Origin of the sequence: Flavivirga rizhaonensis, from assembly GCF_004791695.1 — a bacterium.
Taxonomy (GTDB): Bacteria; Bacteroidota; Bacteroidia; order Flavobacteriales; family Flavobacteriaceae; genus Flavivirga; species Flavivirga rizhaonensis.
Genome location: NZ_SRSO01000027.1, coordinates 57,694 through 73,929, shown reverse-complemented (window position 1 = coordinate 73,929; position 16,236 = coordinate 57,694). Strand labels below are relative to the sequence as shown.

At 31.3% G+C, this 16,236-nt stretch carries 16 protein-coding genes; 10 read left to right on the top strand and 6 right to left on the bottom strand.

The features are described 5' to 3' along the window. The first annotated feature begins 222 nt into the window (after positions 1-222). Positions 223-918, top strand: a complete 696-nt coding sequence (gene cmk / locus EM932_RS16920; protein ID WP_135878388.1) for a (d)CMP kinase — start codon at positions 223-225, stop codon at positions 916-918. A 329-nt stretch (positions 919-1,247) separates the two neighbouring features. Here cmk and EM932_RS16915 read toward each other — a convergent pair whose 3' ends face one another. Next, a complete protein-coding gene (locus tag EM932_RS16915) occupies positions 1,248-1,628 on the bottom strand; it encodes a LysM peptidoglycan-binding domain-containing protein (RefSeq protein WP_135878387.1) in 381 nt (126 codons plus the stop codon). Positions 1,629-1,953: 325 nt separating this feature from the next. Here EM932_RS16915 and rpsA point away from each other — a divergent pair, with 325 nt between their 5' ends. The 7 genes from rpsA to EM932_RS16880 all read left to right on the top strand — a co-directional run bounded on the left by rpsA (position 1,954) and on the right by EM932_RS16880 (position 8,357). Beyond that, complete coding sequence (rpsA, locus tag EM932_RS16910; protein ID WP_135878386.1) at positions 1,954-3,786, top strand: 30S ribosomal protein S1; 1,833 nt, start codon at positions 1,954-1,956, stop codon at positions 3,784-3,786. A 115-nt stretch (positions 3,787-3,901) separates the two neighbouring features. Beyond that, on the top strand, positions 3,902-4,897 hold the full coding sequence (locus EM932_RS16905; RefSeq protein ID WP_135878385.1) for a hypothetical protein: 996 nt from the start codon (positions 3,902-3,904) through the stop codon (positions 4,895-4,897). A gap of 64 nt (positions 4,898-4,961) precedes the next feature. Then, a complete protein-coding gene (gene pyrR / locus EM932_RS16900) occupies positions 4,962-5,501 on the top strand; it encodes a bifunctional pyr operon transcriptional regulator/uracil phosphoribosyltransferase PyrR (protein WP_135878384.1) in 540 nt (179 codons plus the stop codon). A gap of 211 nt (positions 5,502-5,712) precedes the next feature. Next, positions 5,713-6,642 (top strand): aspartate carbamoyltransferase catalytic subunit, encoded by a 930-nt coding sequence (locus EM932_RS16895; protein WP_135878383.1) that lies wholly within the window; start codon positions 5,713-5,715, stop codon positions 6,640-6,642. Between the two features lie 3 nt (positions 6,643-6,645). Beyond that, on the top strand, positions 6,646-6,978 hold the full coding sequence (locus tag EM932_RS16890) for a ribonuclease Z (protein ID WP_135878382.1): 333 nt from the start codon (positions 6,646-6,648) through the stop codon (positions 6,976-6,978). 1 nt (position 6,979) lies between these two features. Then, positions 6,980-7,450, top strand: coding sequence for a DUF3291 domain-containing protein (locus EM932_RS16885; RefSeq protein WP_135878381.1), 471 nt, complete (start codon positions 6,980-6,982; stop codon positions 7,448-7,450). A gap of 1 nt (position 7,451) precedes the next feature. Next, positions 7,452-8,357 carry a ribonuclease Z gene (locus EM932_RS16880; RefSeq protein ID WP_135878380.1) on the top strand — a complete coding sequence of 302 codons (906 nt, stop codon included), beginning with the start codon at positions 7,452-7,454 and terminating at the stop codon, positions 8,355-8,357. A 208-nt stretch (positions 8,358-8,565) separates the two neighbouring features. On the opposite strand, the gene EM932_RS16875 is transcribed toward EM932_RS16880, so the two are convergent. Together EM932_RS16875 and EM932_RS16870 are read right to left on the bottom strand one after the other, a co-directional pair. Next, a complete protein-coding gene (locus EM932_RS16875) occupies positions 8,566-8,976 on the bottom strand; it encodes a hypothetical protein (protein WP_135878379.1) in 411 nt (136 codons plus the stop codon). A gap of 409 nt (positions 8,977-9,385) precedes the next feature. Then, entirely contained in the window at positions 9,386-9,571 is a 186-nt protein-coding gene (locus EM932_RS16870) for a hypothetical protein (RefSeq protein WP_135878378.1), read from the bottom strand. A gap of 150 nt (positions 9,572-9,721) precedes the next feature. Here EM932_RS16870 and pdxH point away from each other — a divergent pair, with 150 nt between their 5' ends. After that, a complete protein-coding gene (pdxH, locus tag EM932_RS16865; RefSeq protein ID WP_135878377.1) occupies positions 9,722-10,369 on the top strand; it encodes a pyridoxamine 5'-phosphate oxidase in 648 nt (215 codons plus the stop codon). A gap of 164 nt (positions 10,370-10,533) precedes the next feature. Then, a complete protein-coding gene (locus tag EM932_RS16860; protein ID WP_135878376.1) occupies positions 10,534-11,031 on the top strand; it encodes a CAP domain-containing protein in 498 nt (165 codons plus the stop codon). A gap of 334 nt (positions 11,032-11,365) precedes the next feature. Here the strand turns inward: EM932_RS16860 and EM932_RS16855 are convergent, their stop codons facing one another. From EM932_RS16855 to EM932_RS16845, 3 genes are all read right to left on the bottom strand, one after another. Then, entirely contained in the window at positions 11,366-13,288 is a 1,923-nt protein-coding gene (locus EM932_RS16855; RefSeq protein ID WP_135878375.1) for an OmpA family protein, read from the bottom strand. 80 nt (positions 13,289-13,368) lie between these two features. Continuing rightward, positions 13,369-15,285, bottom strand: a complete 1,917-nt coding sequence (locus tag EM932_RS16850; RefSeq protein WP_246041123.1) for an OmpA family protein — start codon at positions 15,283-15,285, stop codon at positions 13,369-13,371. A 13-nt stretch (positions 15,286-15,298) separates the two neighbouring features. Next, a complete protein-coding gene (locus EM932_RS16845) occupies positions 15,299-16,225 on the bottom strand; it encodes a PorP/SprF family type IX secretion system membrane protein (protein WP_135878374.1) in 927 nt (308 codons plus the stop codon). Between the last annotated feature and the right edge of the window lie 11 nt (positions 16,226-16,236).

Genomic DNA, 16,236 nt, shown 5'->3' with positions numbered 1-16,236 from the left:
ATAGCTCTCCGAAATATGTTTGAGAATACATGAAAATTAAGTCTTTTGGTTTTACTGATCTTAAAAAGATCAGTAAAAATAATACAAATAAAACAATATAAATATATTATTCCGGACAGTAGTGCGTGAAAACGGGAATCTAAATAACAGAATTTATTTTAGATTAATAGTTCTTCACCTTAGGCATTTTAAGTATTTTTGAACACTTCAAACTTAATATCTATGTCAAAGATTACTATAGCTATAGACGGATTTTCTTCAACAGGAAAAAGTACAGTTGCTAAACAATTAGCTAAATACCTAGGTTATGTGTATGTAGATACAGGTGCTATGTATAGGGCTGTTACTTTTTATGCTATGAAACAAGGACTCATTGAAGAAGGGGATTTTAATGTTGAAGCATTAATTTATCAACTACCAGGTATAGAAATAAGTTTTAAGTTTAATGAACCCCTAGGGTTTGCAGAAGTGTACTTAAACGGAAAAAATGTGGAAAGGGATATCAGAACACTGGAAGTTTCTGGTTTTGTTAGTAAGGTAGCGGCCGTATCGCATGTGCGTCAAAAATTGGTAGAGCAACAGCAAAAAATGGGAAAAGATAAAGGAGTTGTTATGGATGGTAGGGATATAGGTACGGTTGTTTTTCCAAATGCTGAACTAAAATTATTTATGACTGCTTCTGCTGAAAAAAGAGCAACGAGACGATATCAAGAACTTGTTAATCGCGGCGATAAAGTTATTTATGAAGATGTTTTACAAAATGTTCAAGAACGCGATTATTTAGATTCCAATAGAGAAGATTCCCCATTGGTTAAAGCTAAGGATGCTATAGAAATTGACAACTCTAATATGACATTAGATGAACAATTTGATAAGATTTTGAACTTGGTCAAAATCACACTAGAAGGATTGGAATAAAGGTAATTGATTATTCAGGAGGAAGCATATATAGATGGATGATGAAGCGCGCATGAAATTTTACTAAAACTAGAAGACCCTAGAATACATTTTGCCCTTACTAAAATAATGTAGATAGATTACAATTGGAATTTACATCGAAAAATATAAGACAAGTAAACAAAAAAGAGGCTGTCTAAAAAGCAATTAATTATTGTCAAACTGAGCGCAGTCGAAGTTATAATGTTTTGAAAACTAAAGCATTTCGACTGCGCTCAATGTGACATTTAAACTAAAAACTTACTTTTTAGACAGCCTCTTTTTTACTTCTAATTATAAATTATTTGGATTTACAAATTAGGAATAATCAACTCTTGATCAGGATGTATTAAATCTGGGTTTTTTAAAATATCAGAATTTGCTTTAAAAATATCTTGGTATCTTGCTGCGTTTCCATAATATTGTATAGCTATTTTTCCTAAAGTTTCTCCACTTTTAACTGTATGTCTGTGAAAAACACTCTCATCGGCAACTTTAATATCGGCTACAATATCTGTTGGGTTTTCGCCTCCTATTTCTTTTATTTTATCCCATATAAGGTTTTTTTCATAAGGAGTATTAGCAGTTCCCCAAACCTTTAAAATGCCATTTTCTTCTTGTACATCACCGTTTTGAATGTTTAAAGATTCTCCCAAATCTAATACTGATTGGTATTTTGCTTTCATTGTCATAAGTGTTAAAATTTAATATTTGTTAGTTTTTAAATATAACAAAATGAATGCCAAAAATGTACCTTTTTTCAACTTTATTATTAACGTAAAAATCAGATGGTTAAAATAATTTATTCAAATTAGGGTAATTTATTGAAATTGTGTATTTTTGCACTCCTTTTAGCGAATTATTGGAAAAAATAAAAGGAATGAAAACAAAAATTTATATATAACACTTCTGTATGTTAATCGCATAAAATCTTCCAAGGCATACAGGATACAAAACGTAATATAATGACGTTTACGCTGAAGCGGAAACCATAGTTATATTACATAATAATCTTAAATGGCTGAAAAAGCAAAACAAGCTGAAGTTGAAACAACAGAAGCTCCAAAAGCAGAAGCTCCAGTTGTATCTGAAGCTCAGGCAAATCCAGAAAAATTCTTAAAAGAGTTCAATTGGCACAATTACCAGGAAGGTATTGATGAAGTTGATGACAAACAACTTAAAGAATTTGAAAAATTAGTAGCAGAAAATTTCGTTGACACTCTTAATGATGAGGTTGTTGAAGGTACAGTAGTTCACATTTCTGATAGAGATGCCATTATTGATATCAATGCAAAATCTGAAGGTGTTATTTCTTTAAACGAGTTCCGTTACAATCCTAACTTAGCAGTTGGTGATAAGGTAGAAGTATTAATTGATGTTCGTGAAGATGCAACAGGACAATTAGTACTATCTCACAGAAAAGCACGTGTTATTAAAGCTTGGGATCGCGTTAACGCGGCTCACGATAGTGGTGAAATCGTTAATGGTTTTGTTAAATGCAGAACTAAAGGAGGGATGATTGTAGATGTTTTTGGAATTGAAGCATTCTTGCCAGGATCTCAAATTGATGTTAAACCAATTAGAGATTACGATCAGTATGTAAATAAAACTATGGAATTTAAAGTTGTTAAAATCAACCACGAATTCAAAAACGTAGTAGTATCTCATAAAGCTCTAATTGAAGCTGACATTGAAATACAGAAAAAAGAAATTATTGGTCAATTAGAAAAAGGACAAGTATTAGAAGGTGTCGTTAAAAACATTACTTCTTATGGTGTATTTATTGACCTTGGAGGTGTTGATGGTTTAGTTCATATCACAGATTTATCTTGGTCTAGAATTAATCATCCAAATGAAATTGTAGAATTAGATCAAAAACTTAATGTTGTAATCCTTGATTTTGATGAAAACAAATCAAGAATCCAATTAGGATTAAAACAATTAAGCAAACATCCATGGGAAGCACTTGCAGAAGAGGTGAAAGTAGGTGATAAAGTAAAAGGTAAAGTAGTTGTTATTGCAGATTACGGAGCATTTATTGAAGTAGCTGAAGGTGTAGAAGGATTAATTCACGTATCTGAAATGTCGTGGTCTACACATTTGCGTTCAGCTCAAGATTTCGTTTCTGTAGGAGATGAGGTTGAAGCTGTTATCCTAACTCTTGATAGAGAAGATCGTAAAATGTCTCTTGGTATTAAGCAATTAACTCCAGATCCGTGGACAGATATTACTGGTAAATACCCATTAGCTTCTAAGCATACAGGTGTTGTACGTAACTTTACAAACTTTGGTGTATTTGTTGAATTAGAAGAAGGTATTGACGGATTAATTTATATCTCAGATTTATCTTGGACTAAGAAAATCAAGCATCCATCAGAGTTCTGTGCAGTAGGAGATAAATTAGAAGTTATTGTATTAGAGTTAGATGTTGAAGGACGTAAACTAAGTTTAGGTCACAAACAAACAACTGAGAACCCTTGGGATAAATATGAAACAGAATTCGCTTTAGAAACTGTTCATAATGCAGCTATTGCTGAAATAGTTGATAAAGGAGCTACAGTTGAGTTTAACGAAGATATCGTTGCATTTGTACCTTCTCGTCATCTTGAAAAAGAAGACGGAAGTAAACTTAAGAAAGGTGAAACTGCAGAATTCAAAATTATCGAATTTAATAAAGAGTTTAAACGTGTTGTAGCGTCTCATACAGCTGTATTTAAAGCAGAAGAGGTTGCAAATGTTAAAGCAGCAGTTAAGAAAGCAGCTAGTGCAGCAGCAGAAGCTAAACCAACTTTAGGTGATGCTAATGATGCTTTACAAGCTCTTAAAGATAAAATGGACGGGAAAGCATAAGTTATCCTGAAATATAGAATTAAAGCCTTCAAGAAATTGAAGGCTTTTTTGTTTGGTATAAATTTATATTACATTATAATTGCAGAGTATATTTTATTGATAACTAAAAAAATAAATGATGAATTTTTACTTTTTTAAAAAACAAAGTGTTAAAACTACAATAATTAAAAAGTGTACGCTGTTAGTATTTGCTAGTTTTTTATTTTTATATAGTAATAGTTTTGCTCAATTGGGAGTTCAGGAAAAAAAGATAGATGAAATAGTTTTAATAAAAGAAAAGCCTCTTTTGGTAGTTTTATCAGGCGAGGAAAGCGAATTAGCTAAGAATGGGTTTAATGAAGATTTTAAAAACGCAATAAATGCTGTTTGGAAGTTTTCTCCTTCAATTGAGTTCATATCAAGTCAAGAATATATAGACTTGAGTAAGGATGAATCCAGAAATAGTGTCTATGCAGTATTGGATTTTGTAACTTCAAGTTTAATAAATAATGTTCCTGGATATAGTTTTGTGATAGGTATGGTAAACAAAAGAGTTTTTCCTCATTATATAAAAGTATATACAGTAGAGGGAAAAAGGTTATCATATGGAGATATTTTCTCTAGTTTACAATATTTACAGAATGATTTAAATAATGCATTATTAGAAGATAGAAAAGCATATAAAAAGAAGCGTAATAATATGTTTCGATACTTACCTATTAAGTTAGTAGAAAACAAAACATTGTTATTAGACGAAAGTTTTGCAACAGAAGAGCTTAAAAAAGAAATAGATAATATTTATGATTTTGATTTTAAAATTGTTAATAAAGATGTTATTGATCGAGCAATAGTTAATAAAAACGATAATATAATTTATTTTAAAAAAGTAATAAATGCTCCCAGACCTACTACAAGGTCATCACTTGGAGCCATTAAAGATGGCAGTAGACATGATAATGGTATGTTAAAGAGGCATAAAGATGAAATAAAAGGAACGGCATTAGATGCAATGTATTTTAATTCAATTATTGACGCTGGATCTGGAAAACTAATCTTTTTTGGCAGGCCAAGTTTTAAAGATAAAAAGATTGATATAAAGGATTTTAAAATGTTAAAGAAAGTAATAAAATAAATTACTTATATCATTTTAAAATTTTGCATTATCTTTGTGTTCCAAACACGTTTGGATAGCATATATGAGTCAAAAAGTTTTACTTAACGCAAAAGAGGTAAACATCATTCTTCACCGATTGGCTTGTCAACTTATTGAAAAACATACCGATTTTTCTAATACCGTTTTAATTGGTTTACAACCTCGAGGTGTCTTTTTAGCAGATAGATTAGCAAAAATATTAGAAGAAGACTATAACGTTAAAAACATTCAATTAGGACATTTGGATATTACATTCTATAGAGATGATTTTCGTAGAGGTGAAAAAACACTTGAAGCAAATACCACCAAACTCAATTTTCTGGTAGAAGATAAAAACATTGTTTTTATTGATGATGTTTTACATACAGGACGTAGTATTAGAGCGGCTTTAACTGCTATTCAATCTTTTGGAAGACCTAACGCGATAGAATTATTAACGTTAATAGATAGACGTTTTAGCAGACATTTACCAATACAACCAGATTACAGAGGTAGGCAAGTGGATGTTATAAATAATGAAAAAGTAAAAGTAAACTGGAAAGAGCATGATAATGAAGATTCCGTTTATTTAATAGAGAAATAATAATTTTGCTAGAGGCTAGAGGCTAGAGGCTAGAGGCTAGAGGCTAGAGGCTAGAGGCTAGAGGCTAGAGGCTAGAGGCTAGAGGCTAGAGGCTAGAGGCTAGAGGCTAGAGGCTAGAGGCTAGAATGAAGAAACTTAGACTGTCAGGTCGAGCGCAGTCGAGACCTAATTAAAAATAACTGGCAATTAATTGCCACAGAACACAAAAAGTATGAGTGAATTAAGTGTCAATCACTTATTAGGAATAAAATATCTTAAAGAAGAAGATATCCAACTTATTTTTGAAACTGCCGATCATTTTAAAGAAGTCATTAATAGACCTATTAAAAAAGTACCTTCACTTAGAGATATTACCATAGCCAACCTTTTTTTTGAAAATTCAACAAGAACAAAATTATCATTTGAATTGGCTGAAAAAAGATTGTCTGCAGATGTTATTAATTTTTCATCAGGACAATCTTCGGTTAAAAAAGGGGAGACCCTAATAGATACCGTTAATAATATTTTATCTATGAAAGTAGATATGGTTGTGATGAGACATCCCAACCCAGGAGCAGGTGTCTTTTTATCAAAACATATCAATGCAAGTATTATTAATGCAGGAGATGGCGCTCATGAACATCCAACACAAGCACTTTTAGATTCTTATTCTATAAGAGAGAGATTAGGAGATGTTAATGGAAAGAAAGTTGTTATAGTAGGAGATATTCTTCATAGTCGTGTAGCACTTTCAAACATATTTGCGCTGCAACTTCAAGGTGCACAAGTTATGGTTTGCGGCCCTAAAACATTGTTACCAAAGTATATTGGAAATCTTGGAGTGAAAGTTGAAACTGATTTACGTAAAGCATTGAATTGGTGTGATATAGCAAACATGTTACGTGTTCAAAATGAACGTATGGATATTAGCTATTTTCCATCAACCAGAGAGTACACACAACAGTTCGGTGTAAATAAAGAATTACTAGACTCATTAGATAAAGAAATTACGATCATGCATCCAGGCCCTATTAATAGAGGTGTGGAAATTACTAGCGATGTTGCCGATTCAAAACAATCCATTATCCTAGATCAAGTTCAAAATGGTGTCGCTATAAGGATGGCAGCTATATATTTACTAGCGTCCAAAATAAAACAGTAGATTATGATTTTAGACCAAAATGGAAACACTTCTATAATCACACAAGAAAAGGCCACGATTATAGAATTAGTTAAGAAGTTACAGGCTTTATACCCAAAATTTAAAAACAATAATATTATTGTGGTTCTAACAACTTTAAATAAATTGGGGTTGCAAGATATTGTTGAGTTTCTTGAAGTATCAAATACGCACCGTGCATCAAAACAATCCTTTGTAATTGTTTCAAATAATATTAATTTAGAAAATATTCCAGATGAAATTATAGTAGTACCAACAATTCAAGAAGCTTATGATATTATAGAGATGGAGGAAATGGAACGTGACTTAGGATTTTAATATGAGTAAATTACATCTTGCCCAAGTAAATGTTGCAAAGAGATTAGCTCCGATGGATGATCCCATTATGCAAGACTTTGTAAACAATTTAGATAGAATTAATGCTTTGGCTGATGAAAGTGAGGGTTTTGTTTGGCGTTTAAAAGATGAAGACAAAGATTTAGGAGCTCAAATTTTCCAAGATGATAAATTACTTATTAATATGTCTGTATGGGAAAACTTAGAAGCGTTATTTAATTATACCTATAAATCGGGTCATATAGAAGTTTTTAAGCGTAAAAAAGAATGGTTTGGTAAAATGAAAATGATGCACATGGCATTCTGGTATGTTCCTAAAGGTTACGAGCCCACATTTCAAGATGCTAAAAATAGATTAGATTATTTAAATAAGCATGGTGATACGCCTTATGCTTTTAGTTTTAAAAGCAAATTTACAGTATCAGATTCATTAAATTACAAACCTATTTTGTAATATGAAACTCACGATTTTAGGCTGTTATAGCGCAACCCCAAGAACACTAAACAATACCACGTCCCAAGTATTAGAGATTAACAACCATATGTTCTTAATAGATTGCGGAGAAGGTACTCAAGTGCAGCTTCGTAAGCACAAAATAAAGTTTAATCGTATTAAGCACATATTTATATCGCATTTACATGGCGATCATTTTTTTGGTTTAGTTGGCTTAATATCTACCTTTAGATTGCTAACTAGAGAAGCAGATTTACATATTTATGGACCAAAGGGGATTAAAGAAGTCGTTACTTTACAAATGAAGTTAGCCGATTCTTGGACTAATTATAATCTTATCTTTCATGAACTAACTTCAAATAAGTCAGAATTGATCTTTGAAGACGAAAAGATTTTGGTGCATACTGTTCCTTTGAACCATAGGGTTTATACCAATGGATTTTTATTTCAAGAAAAAGAAGGGGATCGTAAATTGAAAATTGAAGCAGTTGAGGCAGCTAATATCAATGTTGCTTATTATAGAAAACTAACACAAGGTTTTGATGTTGTAAACGAAAAAGGAGAAACTATAAAAAATGAATCTGTTACAAGAGCAGGTTTAAAACCAAAAAGTTATGCGTTTTGTAGTGATACTATGTATAAAGAGGATATAGTCTCTATTATAAAAAATGTAGATGTTCTGTATCATGAATCTACTTTTTTAGAAAAACATGCCCATTTAGGACCAAAAACAAAACACTCTACTGCAAAAGAAGCGGCTACTATAGCAAAATTAGCAAATGCGGGCACATTATTACTTGGACATTATTCAACGCGTTACGATGGTTTAAACGCGTTTAAAGAAGAAGCTCAAGAAGTTTTTGATAATGTGGAGTTATGCGAAGATGGAAAAACTTTTGAGTTTTAATCGAAAAGAATTACCGAAGCTCTGCCTTAGACCTGTCTGTCGAATAGGAACGGGAATCCAAATAGTAGAATTTCGATTTTTGAACCTAAAGGTCAAAGCCTGTACTCCACTTGATTGGGTATGAAACGAGCGAAACCTGTGCTGAGTACTTCGATTACGCTCCTTATAGATTTGCTTTTATAAATTTAAGAAAGAGAAAGGAAATTCTTTATTTTATTTCTTCCAATTTCAGAACCCATTCTATAGCTTCATCTAAAGATAAACAAGTTTGAATTTTAACTTTTGAAAACCTCTTTTCTAAAGAAGTGTTTATGTACATCATGTCATTATAATATACAATGGCACTCTTTTTTATAATATTATATGGTTCAATTTTTATCCAATTATGAGGATCAATTGAATACGAATTAACTCTATTGGAGATATAGTCCAGCTTAGCATCTTTACCATAAAACTCTATAATTTCTTTAAATACTAATTCAAGTTTAAGTGAATCGAAGTGTACACCGGTATGCAATTCTGCTACTATAAATTTTTCACAGAAATAAAAAATACCAAAAGGCATTTCTAGTTTGTAATAGCTTAAACTATTACTGTAGGTCGAATTTTCAAATTTCATAAGGGGCTATTTATGATAGTGCGAATTTACAACGTTTAATAAAATTTATGCCTACGAAACCATGAATTTTTGTTATTATTTATTTTATTGTAGAAGTGATAAACAATTTATTAAAACTATATATTAAATGAATTATAGGTACTATTTGAAGGTTCTTTAATGTATTTCAAGAGATTAGATACGTACAAAGAAATAGCTAAAAGTTTTTTTCTGTGGAAAATTTATGAGTTTATTTTAGTGCACCCAAGTTAAGAATCCATTCTATAGCTTCATCTAAAGATAAACAAGGATGAATATTAATTTTTGAAAATCTTTTTTCTAAAGTAGCGTTCATGTACATCATATTACTATAATACACAATAGTACCACCTACAACCATATTGTTTTTGTTGTACTATTCTGCTTTTGCCTAAACTTGAGGATCAACGGAATATGAATTAATTCTATTAGATATATAGCCTAGCTTATCATCCTCGTCATAAAAACTTAAAATATCTTTAGCAGCTTCTTGAATTTTAGGCCAGTCAAGGTGTATACCAGCATTTAATTCTAATATAAAAATTTTTTTACATAAAAAATAATTACCGTAAGACATTTGTAATTTATAGTAGTTTATTGTTTTGCTAAAGTGAGAGCTTTCAAATGTTCATAAGGTTCTTAATTTGGAGAGAGTTCATGCTAATTTAGAATGTTTAGAGAAATTTTAATGTTTAAGAGATCATTATTTTTCGTTATTTTGTTGTCTATGGAAAAAGATTTAGGCAATTATAGAAAGTCTTACGAGAAGTACGAACTACTTTTAAAAGATGTACCAGAAAACCCAATGGAATTATTCCAAAAATGGTTTCATGAGGTGGATAAATTTTTTATTGAGGATGAAACTAATGCCATGACGATTTCTACCATTGGCTTAGATGGTTTTCCTAAGAATAGAATCGTTTTATTAAAACGCTACACATATGAAGGCTTTATTTTTTATACCAATTATGATAGCGAAAAAGGAAAGGCAATAGCTCAAAATCCAAATGTGTGTTTGTCCTTTTTTTGGCATGGTGCAGAACGTCAAATTATCATTAAAGGGCAAGCTGAAAAGATTGCTGAAAATTTAAGTGATGGCTATTTTGAATCTAGGCCTAGAGGAAGTCAGTTGGGTGCTTTAGTTTCGAATCAAAGTCAAGTTATAGAAAGTAGGGGTGCTATAGAAAAAAGACTTTCAGAATTAGAGAATGAGTTTGAAGGAAAAGAAATACCAAGACCTGCTAATTGGGGAGGGTATATTGTTAAGCCTGTGGAAATTGAATTTTGGCAAGGTCGACCTAATAGGCTGCACGATAGAATAAGATTTAAACTACAAAAAGATTATAACTGGAAAATTAACCGATTATCCCCTTGAATTATGGTTTAAATTCATGGTATTTTTATTACAAATTGTATTTCATCGATTAAAAGCATTATTATACGATAAAATACGTGTTTTTAATCGATTTTAACATTTTATTAACATTTGCTTCAGAGTAGGTTGCTAATTTTACAGAACCTAATCTAAATTACCTACTTATGAAGTCATTAATTAAACTGCCATTATTGGTACTGTTTGCTGTGTTGACACTCACTTCTTGTTCAACAGACAGCATTGATGATAAGGCTGATGCTATTGAATTAAGCCTTGTTGCTCAAGAAGCAAAAGACATTGAAATAGAAATACTTAAACGTATTAACGATTACAGAGTATCATTGGGTTTGAATGCCTTAAGTGATATGTCTGTTGTTAAATCTGTAGCATTCAGTCATACAGACTATATGGTAGATAACAATAAAGTATCACACGATAATTTTTTTACTCGTAGTAATTATTTAAAATCGAATGCTGGTGCTGAGAAAGTGTCTGAAAATGTTGCTTACGGATATAGCTCTGCAGAAACTGTTGTCAAAGCTTGGATTAAAAGCGAAGGACACAGAGGAACCATTGAAGGTGATTTTACAAACTTTGATGTTTCAGCAGAGAAAAATGAAAATGGAAGATGGTATTTTACTAATATCTTTATTAAAAAATAAGATTGCTTTTCTTATGATGGGCAATGAAAATATAACCTATTTAATGTACTGATTTTTAGCAAAATATGCATGATTTAATCATGTATTTATAATTAAATTGGTTATTTATTGATAACTTAATTGTTATTGAATTTAGCTTTAGGTAAAAAATCCTCTCATTTTATGGGGGGATTTTTGTTTACTGCGTAATTAAGTAATTCTTTTATTAATCTTATTCAAGATGTAAGTTGCTATTATAAACTTCAAGCTATAATTATAATTAGGTAAATAAAAAAAACATCAAAAAAGTAAATAATTCTTGATGGTTTTTAACTATTATTGAATTTAGCTTAAATTATTCCATTTTTACAACAATAAACTGTGTACGTCTATTTAATTGATGTTGATCTTCAGTACAATTAATAGTGCCATCACAATCGTTTGCTAACTTTTGCTTGCCGTAACCTTTATGCTCGGTAATTCTGGCAGGATCAACTCCTTTTTCTACTAAGTATTTGTATGTGGCATTTGCTCTATCTAAAGATAGTCTATTGTTGTATTCTGATGTACCTCTAGAATCTGTATGTGATTCTATTTTAATTACCATGCTAGGGTAAATATTCATCATTAAATTAACTATTCTATCTAATTCTACAGTGCCATCTCGTCTAATATCAAACTTGTTAAAGTCAAAGTAAATAGGATAGAGTTCAGTAATTGGAGTAACCTTTTTTACAATGTGATTTAGATTAAAGTCTGCAGTAATACTTGTCACTTTATTTTCAACACCTTTAGAGGTAACATTCCTAGTATCTTCTATATAATCCTCTTTTTTGATATTTACGATATAGTCAGCATCTCTATCTATGTTTATTTCATAGTGTCCATCTTCATCTGTTTCCAGATGAGCTATTTGTTTATTATCACTATCAAGTAGTGTAACAATGGCATTAGGTACTGGTTTATTTGTCGTTACATCAGTTATTGTTCCTTCTATTTTTAGTTGAGGGATTCTATCATAAGCATAAATATCATCACCCCCAGCTCCACCATTTCTATTAGAAGCAAAATATCCAGATAATCCATCTTCATTCATGAAAAATGAAAAATCATCTTTACTGGAGTTTACAGGAACACCGAGATTTAGAACGCTAATAATATTATTGTTTTTATCTGAAACGGTTCCAAAAATATCCAAAAGACCCAATCCTGGATGTCCATCTGAAGCAAAGAAAAGAACGCCTTCACTATTAATAAAAGGAAACCTTTCGTTTTTATCAGTATTAACTATGTTTCCTAAATTTTGAGGGGTTCCAAAAGAACCGTCATTATTTATTTCTACAGAGTAGATATCTGTCCCTCCAAAACCATCTGGCATGTTGGAAGCAAAATACAATTTTGTGCCATCACTATTTAATGCAGGGTGACCATTAGAGAAGTCATTACTGTTAAAAGGAAGCTCTTCAATGTTTGTCCATTCATCTTCAATTAAGGAAGCTTTATAAATCTTAAGGTTTGTCATGCCTTCCTCATCTTTTCCTAAAATGTTTTCATTATAATTATTTCTTGAAAAATATATGGTTTTGCCGTCTTTTGTTATAGTAATTGGACCTTCATGATAAATAGAATTTAGATCACCTTTAAGCTTAGATTTGTGATCCACAATGCTGTCATTAGCATTTTTATCAGTAACATATATGTCTAAAAAAGGTTCTTCATTCCATCCATATATATGTTTTGTTGAAACTCCAGTATTTCTTGAGGACGCAAAATAAATATTACCATCGTGTTCATAAGCTCCAAAATCACTATATTTTGAATTAAAATTAACTTCTTTTAAAAAATATTGTTGTTTCGCACTAAAGATTGAATTGATAAAATCTGCATCTTTTAAAAATCGCTCTTCGTTTATTTCCCCACCAGCTTTTTTAAAGCGTTTCATCCAAATACGAGATTCTTTATATTCTTTGATACCTCTTAACGCTTGTGCGTAATTGTAATAGTATGCTACGGGAACATTAGGTTGTTCTACTGCTTTTCTATAATAAACTACTGCACTGTCTGGATTTCTCAAGAAAGCATAGCTATCTGCTAATTGTCTGGTTGCATAATCGGCATTAAAGTCTTTTTCTATAAGATTATGATAAACTTGAGCAGCATTAACAAACGAAAATTTGTTAAACAGGTTATCTGCTCTTTTTTGCGAACCATATTGCGCAAGAGCTGAAAAACCTAGTAGCAATATAATACTTGTTAAAATATAATTTTTTAATCTCATGGGGTCATTAGTTTTAATTAAAAACATATGCTAATAGTAATAGCTATTGTTTATTTAAACACAGTGTCAATGCCATGTTGTTATTCCATTTTTACAACTATAAATTGAGTACGTCTGTTTAATTGATGGTCTTCTTCTTCACAATCTTTACCATCTTCACAACCATTAGTTAATCTACGCTCACCAAAACCTTGATGCTCTGTAATTCTTTCAGGAGCAATACCCTTAGAAATTAAATATTCGTAAGTTGAATTTGCTCTATCTATCGATAATTTATCATTGTATGTTAGATTCCCTCTTGAATCCGTATGGGACTCAATTCGAATTACCATATCTGGATAATCATTCTGCATTAGGCTAACAATTTTATCTAGTTCTAAAGCAGCATCTTTTCTAATATTATATTTATTGAAATCAAAATAAATATTGTTTAATTCAGCAAGCTTTATAACATTAGGTTTTGGATTCAACAATAAATTTGCAGTAATTGTTGTAAGTTCGGTTTGAATGTTTTTAGAAGTGAAATTTCTATAATCGTCTATATATTTATCTTGATTCGCAACAATTTTATAGTCTTTATTTCTGTCGATATTTATTTGATAATAACCATTTTCATCTGTCTCCATGTAGGCAATTTGATTGTCATTTTCATCAAATAAGGTGATTTTTGAGTTTGGTATTGGGTTAGTATTAATGGCATCGGTAACAACACCTTCAACATGTAAAACGGGTTTTCTATGATATGCATAAATATCATCATCTCCACGTCCTCCTTTTCTGTTTGATGCAAAATATCCTGTGATACCGTTTTGATTCATTGTAAACGAAAAATCATCTTTGTTAGAGTTTACTGGAACCCCCAAGTTTATAACATCTGCAATATTACCATCTTCACCTTTTATAGTTCCGAAAATATCATATAGCCCTAAACCGGGATGCCCATCTGAAGAGAAGAATAAAACCCCTTCATTATTGATAAAAGGAAACCCTTCAGAATTTTCTGTGTTTACAACATCACCTATATTTTGAGGTTCTCCTAGTGTACCATCAATATTAATATCTACCACATAAATATCTGAACCACCATATCCACCAGGCCTATCTGATGAGAAGTACAATTTAGTTTCATCAACATTTAAAGCGGCATGTTGTGTGGAAAAATCGTCGCTATTTATTGAAAGGTCTTCAATATTCGTCCATATACTGTCTTGCAAAGTTGCTCTGTATATCTTCATGTTAGTTAACCCTTTTTTGTCCTTTTTTTCGATATCTTCTGTGAAGTTATTTCTAGAAAAGTACATTGTATGACCATTTTTTGTAATGGTGACAGGGCCGTCATGATATATTGAGTTTACATCTCCTTTTACTTTTGCAGAATGATCTACATTTCTTTTGGTTCCAACATCTGCTACATAAATATCTAGAAAAGGTTGTTCATTCCACCCGTACAAACGCTTTATAGAAACGCCTTCGTCTCTGGTAGATGCAAAGTAAACTTTACCATTGTGTTCAAAAGCTCCAAAGTCACTAAACTTTGAGTTGAAGTAAATTCTATCTAAAAAATATTGTTGTTTCGCACCAAAGACACTGGTAATAAAATTGGCATCTTTTGAAAAGTCATTAGAATTAACAACTCCTCCAGAATCTTTAAAACGTTGTAACCAAATTTGAGATTCGTCGTATTTTTTCATACCACGAAGTGATTGTGCATATTTATAATAATATTCAACAGGTACATTCTTTTGCTTAACAACATTTTTATAAAATCTTGAGGCATTCCTAGGATCTCTTAAAAACGCATAGCAATCTGCTAATTGACGAGTTGCATAGTCTTTGTTGTAATTATTTTGAATAAGTTCTCTATAAACTTTTGCAGCCTTTACAAAAGAGAATTTATTGAATAATGTATCGGCTCTTTTCTGTTTTCCTTGTTGAGGAAAGGCAGAAAAGCTTAACATTAATGTGATACAGACTAATATGTAATTTTTAGTTTTCATATAAAAAATCTTATTAGAAATATCTAGGTGATTTTAATTTAGAACTTAAGAATTTAAACTCATATATAAGTAATATTTCATGAGTTCCTGTAGTGTAACTGGCTATGTCGGAAATTGGTTTTTCGTAAGCATAACCTACACGTAACTGTCTTGAAACCTGAAAGTCTGCGATACCACCAATAGCGGCTGTTTTTTCATTAATTCTGTAAGATCCTCCTATCCAGAATTTCTCATTGTATAAGAAATTAGCGGTAAGATCGAACGATAAGGGCGCTCCATTAGTTGCTTTTATTAAACCAGCAGGCTTAAATTTAAAACTTTTACTTATGTCGAGTACTCCTCCTAGTGTGAAATAATAACTAATACGCTCTAAAGCTTTATAATCACCTTGTTTATTTTCATCAGTGTTTAATATTCTGGGAGCAGACAAGCCTGCATAGAATCTGTTGGTATGATAATAGACACCAGCGCCAATATTAGGAGCCCAACGGTTTTCTGTTCCGCTAAAAAAATCGTCTTCAACTATTGTAGGATCATTTATGAAATCCTGGTCAAAACTATAACCGGTAAACCCTCCTTTTAAACCAAAAGCTAATTTTCCGCTTCTCCCGGTAGGAATAGTATATGAGAAATCTCCGTACAGGTATGAGTAGTTTTGAGGACCTAAATCATCTTCAATAAAAGTTAGTCCTAATCCAATTCTATCATTCCTGAGAGGGGTATGTACAGAAAGTGTTTGTGTTATAGGACCTCCTTTAAAACCAACCCATTGGCTTCTATGTAATCCAACAATACTTAAAGCTTCTCTACTTCCTGCATAGGCAGGGTTTATTGAGATTGTATTGTACATATACTGTGTGAATTGCGGTAGTTGTTGTGCAATTCCAACCGTACAGCTTAACAATGCAATAGCGATTATGTTATGTTTAATAAGTTTCATAGGTTATGCTT

Excerpts from the sequence above, each read along its gene's own strand:
- EM932_RS16915 (WP_135878387.1), bottom strand. The coding sequence starts at position 1,628 with ATGACAATGAAAGCAAAATACCAATCAGTATTAGATTTGGGAGAATCT.
- pdxH (WP_135878377.1), top strand. The coding sequence starts at position 9,722 with ATGGAAAAAGATTTAGGCAATTATAGAAAGTCTTACGAGAAGTACGAA.
- EM932_RS16885 (WP_135878381.1), top strand. The coding sequence starts at position 6,980 with ATGAGTAAATTACATCTTGCCCAAGTAAATGTTGCAAAGAGATTAGCT.
- EM932_RS16895 (WP_135878383.1), top strand. The coding sequence starts at position 5,713 with ATGAGTGAATTAAGTGTCAATCACTTATTAGGAATAAAATATCTTAAA.
- EM932_RS16890 (WP_135878382.1), top strand. The coding sequence starts at position 6,646 with ATGATTTTAGACCAAAATGGAAACACTTCTATAATCACACAAGAAAAG.
- pyrR (WP_135878384.1), top strand. The coding sequence starts at position 4,962 with ATGAGTCAAAAAGTTTTACTTAACGCAAAAGAGGTAAACATCATTCTT.
- EM932_RS16845 (WP_135878374.1), bottom strand. The coding sequence starts at position 16,225 with ATGAAACTTATTAAACATAACATAATCGCTATTGCATTGTTAAGCTGT.
- EM932_RS16905 (WP_135878385.1), top strand. The coding sequence starts at position 3,902 with ATGATGAATTTTTACTTTTTTAAAAAACAAAGTGTTAAAACTACAATA.
- EM932_RS16880 (WP_135878380.1), top strand. The coding sequence starts at position 7,452 with ATGAAACTCACGATTTTAGGCTGTTATAGCGCAACCCCAAGAACACTA.
- cmk (WP_135878388.1), top strand. The coding sequence starts at position 223 with ATGTCAAAGATTACTATAGCTATAGACGGATTTTCTTCAACAGGAAAA.
- EM932_RS16875 (WP_135878379.1), bottom strand. The coding sequence starts at position 8,976 with ATGAAATTTGAAAATTCGACCTACAGTAATAGTTTAAGCTATTACAAA.
- EM932_RS16850 (WP_246041123.1), bottom strand. The coding sequence starts at position 15,285 with ATGAAAACTAAAAATTACATATTAGTCTGTATCACATTAATGTTAAGC.
- rpsA (WP_135878386.1), top strand. The coding sequence starts at position 1,954 with ATGGCTGAAAAAGCAAAACAAGCTGAAGTTGAAACAACAGAAGCTCCA.
- EM932_RS16855 (WP_135878375.1), bottom strand. The coding sequence starts at position 13,288 with ATGAGATTAAAAAATTATATTTTAACAAGTATTATATTGCTACTAGGT.
- EM932_RS16870 (WP_135878378.1), bottom strand. The coding sequence starts at position 9,571 with ATGTCTTACGGTAATTATTTTTTATGTAAAAAAATTTTTATATTAGAA.
- EM932_RS16860 (WP_135878376.1), top strand. The coding sequence starts at position 10,534 with ATGAAGTCATTAATTAAACTGCCATTATTGGTACTGTTTGCTGTGTTG.